Below are 4,115 nucleotides of genomic sequence, written 5' to 3'. Positions count from 1 at the left end.
AAATTTTCCTGTTTGTCAATCCTCTCCTTTTCAAGGAGAGGTAATTCGCGCATTCTTAATTCGCGCATTCTTAATTCTTGAAATCTCCCTGCTGAGAATAAGATTGATGCTTCAGCGAGCTTTTTTTTCAATTTTGCTTTGAAAAAGAAGATGGTGTAAACTAAATCTAATAATTAATTATTCATTAGGAAAAAAAATACCAAAATAGATGAAAAGTCTGAAAATATAACGCCATATTTCCTAATGCTACAGATATTTTATAAAAAATTGCACCGACCATTAATATTTCAGGTAGAACTCAAGTAAGCATTTCCTGCGGAATGCTACGCAAACAGCAATAAGACACTCCTTTTAAAGACCGAGTTTACTAGGAAGCAAACTTTCATAGTTAAGATTTAATTCTAGCTAAATAAAGCTTGAGAAAGGGCACTAAAAGCAATGGCTGATGGCTGTTAACGCAGTTCCTCCGCAGGAGGCTGGCTGACGGCTGAATGCTTACAAAATCAAACCATTTTTTCTGGAATTGACGAGAGTTAAAACTGTCTAAAGCATATAGTTCATATAAGTTTAATTTCTGCTTAATTAGATAAAAGTTAAGAATTATCACAGACCCTAGATAAGTTGAGAGATTACTGTTTAAAATTCAACCTATATAGTTTTTTTTCCTAACTTTCAAAGTCTATGTCTAATTGTGATAATGTCAATAAAAAATTGAGCCTTGAAGAAGTTTATACTTGTCCTGTCTGCTATCATGGTCAGATTTCAGCAATTACTTTAATGGATGCTTTTTATTGTAATTTCTGTAACCATATTTTCACTCCAGATATGGTAAAGCAATCATTAAAAATGGCAGATAGTTCTTCTCCTTTAAGTTGGAGATGGAATGGTAAAAAATGGAAGGCCGATCATCCTCAAGTAGAATGGAGTTGGGTAATCAAGTTATTAGCAGTTGGATTTGTATTATTACCAACCACATTAATAGGATTAAGTGCTTACTTTTTTCCTCCAATACCAGGTACTCCTCTATGTTGGCTACCAATTGTTTGGACAGGTTTAACTTTTCTATCTCATTTGACTATTATCGTTAATATTGTAATTGATTATTACCAGTTTCCAGTCAAGTTATACTTCAAAGCGCTGGGACGAAATTTATGGTTTAGGATTTCACCACAAAATTCTTCAATATAGCAATCCTATTTAATTTTTAATATTTTGGTGGCAGTTATGGAGTCAGGAGTCGTAGGGACAATTTACTACTGAATGCTCCTAATTACGCGGAAAGCGACAGCATTCGGTTTGCGCAGCATTCCGCAGGAAACCAAATCACCCGTACAGGAGTCAGAATTTCCAATTGATGTTAAACAACGCATATTAACCAATATTTCAATAGACATCTCTAAGAATAAAAAATAAAATAAATTATCCCACTCTTATTCATCAATTTCTCCCCCCTACTCCCTACTCCCTACTCCCTTTTTTCTATTAGTTAAAAAAAAGCGTTTCCAGTGATATGCAATAAGCTAATTGCGATCGATTATCTTAAGCAAAAATAGCATTAATTAAAACATCCGTTAAATTCATGTTTTCCAGATCGGCAATAGTAACAGTATTGCAAATGTCAAATTTAGCACCTATTGTTTGTAATTCATTATCTAATAATTTAAAAAACTTAGTGACTTCAGGTTTATTTCCTACCTGAATAAGTGAAATACCTAACTCTTCATCTTGCTGTAAATTATTAGCAGCACAGATAATAATCTGCTTAACTCGCTCAGGTTCTTCTATTTCACCTGCTGTAACAACTAAAATAGTTTCCCCATTAGGTTTTGCTATCTTCAGAGCACGTCGTTCAAAATAATTATCAATCGCATCCTTAAGAGCATCTGCTAAATTAGTTTTACCGGAGGGTTGATTTTCCAGGAAAATTTCACCTAAATCAGTAGATGTTACTTGGTCATATCGTTTAAAATAGTCAGAGAATAGGTAAACGGTTAGTCCATCTAAATCTAGCTTCTCACATTCACTAGCTAATCTGATGATGGAGTCTTGCATTAAATCCCATGGTCTTCTACCTGTGGGGGAGCCAGATATATACATATCGTTACTTTTGTCAATTATTAAGGTGTAATCACGCTGTTGTATCGCAGCACCACCTTCCAGTAATGGGTCCATAAGGTTAATTTCTTTTATTATTGTTAACATCTATATTTTGACAGTCCCACCGTTAACTAGCTATCAGCTTTTCCTTACGGAATGCTGCNCAATTATTAAGGTGTAATCACGCTGTTGTATCGCAGCACCACCTTCCAGTAATGGGTCCATAAGGTTAATTTCTTTTATTATTGTTAACATCTATATTTTGACAGTCCCACCGTTAACTAGCTATCAGCTTTTCCTTACGGAATGCTGCGCAAACAGCATTTAGCTGTCAGCTTGAAATTCGAGGGTTGAAGTCCCCCACAAGAGTTTGAAAAAGCGCGTGGTGCGCCTTTTATGGGGGGAAATAGTCCCCCATTATACACCGTGAAAAGCTGATTGCTGTTAACGAAGTTCTTCTGAAAGAGGCTAGCTGAGTGCTGACTGCTACTTCAAATTAGAGATTTTAACTAAGTTCAGAAGTCAGAAGTCAGAAGTTGTTTTTGTAAAAGGGATTTTGAGCAACCCTCCAAAAACATTTTCCCTTAAAAGGGGAGGTTGCACGACCCAATTATTTTGATAATGGTGGATTATTGCTTCAGTAACATATAACTATAACCAACTCACTCCAAGCCGATCCTAATTCACTTTAGAGGTGGTTTGAGAAGTCATTTATCCCCCGATCATCCCCCTTAATAAGGGGAACTTTCTGTGGTAATACCATTTCATGGAAGTCAAAAGTTAAAAGTAAGATTTTATCAGCTCACAACTTTAACTATACAGTAATTTCAGGAAATTATTTTCCATTTAAGGTTGGAAACTATTTGTGACATCTTTGACGTAGCAGTCAGCGGTCAGCAGTCAGCTATCAGCTTTTCACTGTGTAGGGGGATTATTTCTCCCCATAAAAGGCGCACCACGCGCTTTTTCAAGCTCTTGTGGGGTACTTAAACCCTCGGATTTTAGCGCTCCTGCTAAATGCTGGCAAGCTCCGCATGACCTAAGGAAAAGCTAATAGCTAGTTAAAGTGAATTAATATTGAAGATACATAAGTTTTGGATTTTAGGGAACAGCTATTAAACCCTGTTTCGGCCACAGAAGCAAGGGAATGGATACTAAGAGAGGAAATAGGAAACAGAGAATAGGAAAGAGATAAAAATACTGTACTTGATTAATATGATAACTGCTGTATCCCTGGATCTATAATTTATCCCCCCCATCTCGGAGTTAATCACTATGCCAATTTGACAAGACTCCTCTAGCTATATTTTCATATAGAGCTTCTTTTGCTAAATTGGTGATAGTATAAATAATTTTTTGTACTTACTTACTTACTTACTATTTGTCTATTGCCAAGGAAAATCTTTTTTGGCATCAGTAAAAATTTCTAAATTACGATGAAATTACAAATTTAATTTTTCCGTAAAAATTCGGGATTTGATTAGTTTGGTATTGTAGCATCTGGTTGGTAGTTGTTAGTATTTTCTCTAATTAAGCAATTTGGCTGAAGATTTCCCAGTCAATTTTGATGACTTTTAAGCTTTGAGGAAATATTTCGTTTCCGGAAAACACACCAAGTCAAACAGAAGTTAAGAAAGAGTCGTTTTGAGGATTTTGTGATGGAACTAATTGAACTTTTTGAAGTCTATTTTATTGAGATACATTTTTTGTAATATCTGCTACTAATAAGACCATGAGGGAAAAATAAAGTCCGTTTTAGTGCTGAGAGATGAAGTAGAAATACATAACTTGAGTTAACTAATCATGTCTATTTTACGATTCTGTTCCTATTTTGCTCGACAGAGAGTTCAAACATTTAGCTTTGTTAATGGTCTAACTCAGAATAACCTAGCAAACCCTAGAAATAAATTATTTATAGATTAATTTCTGTAAGCATAAAAAAATCAAACTTCAACTTGTATCTTAATCATCTAAACCACCTAGATCGAATTCGATAGCTCCAGAATAATATCCCATCT

2 protein-coding genes are annotated in these 4,115 nt (G+C 35.0%); one reads left to right on the top strand and one right to left on the bottom strand.

Annotated features, from left to right (window positions below; genetic code table 11):
* Positions 1–681 precede the first annotated feature (681 nt).
* Positions 682–1,188, top strand: a complete 507-nt coding sequence (locus AFK68_RS07500; protein WP_094672216.1) for a hypothetical protein — start codon at positions 682–684, stop codon at positions 1,186–1,188.
* Between the two features lie 351 nt (positions 1,189–1,539).
* Here AFK68_RS07500 and AFK68_RS07495 read toward each other — a convergent pair whose 3' ends face one another.
* The gene (locus AFK68_RS07495; protein WP_094672217.1) at positions 1,540–2,172 is read right to left on the bottom strand and encodes a hypothetical protein; all 633 of its coding nucleotides are present in this window, start codon (positions 2,170–2,172) and stop codon (positions 1,540–1,542) included.
* Positions 2,173–4,115: the final 1,943 nt, after the last annotated feature.

Source organism: Hydrocoleum sp. CS-953, assembly GCF_002260545.1.
GTDB lineage: Bacteria > Cyanobacteriota > Cyanobacteriia > Cyanobacteriales > Microcoleaceae > Trichodesmium.
This window is presented reverse-complemented; position numbering and strand designations above follow the sequence as displayed.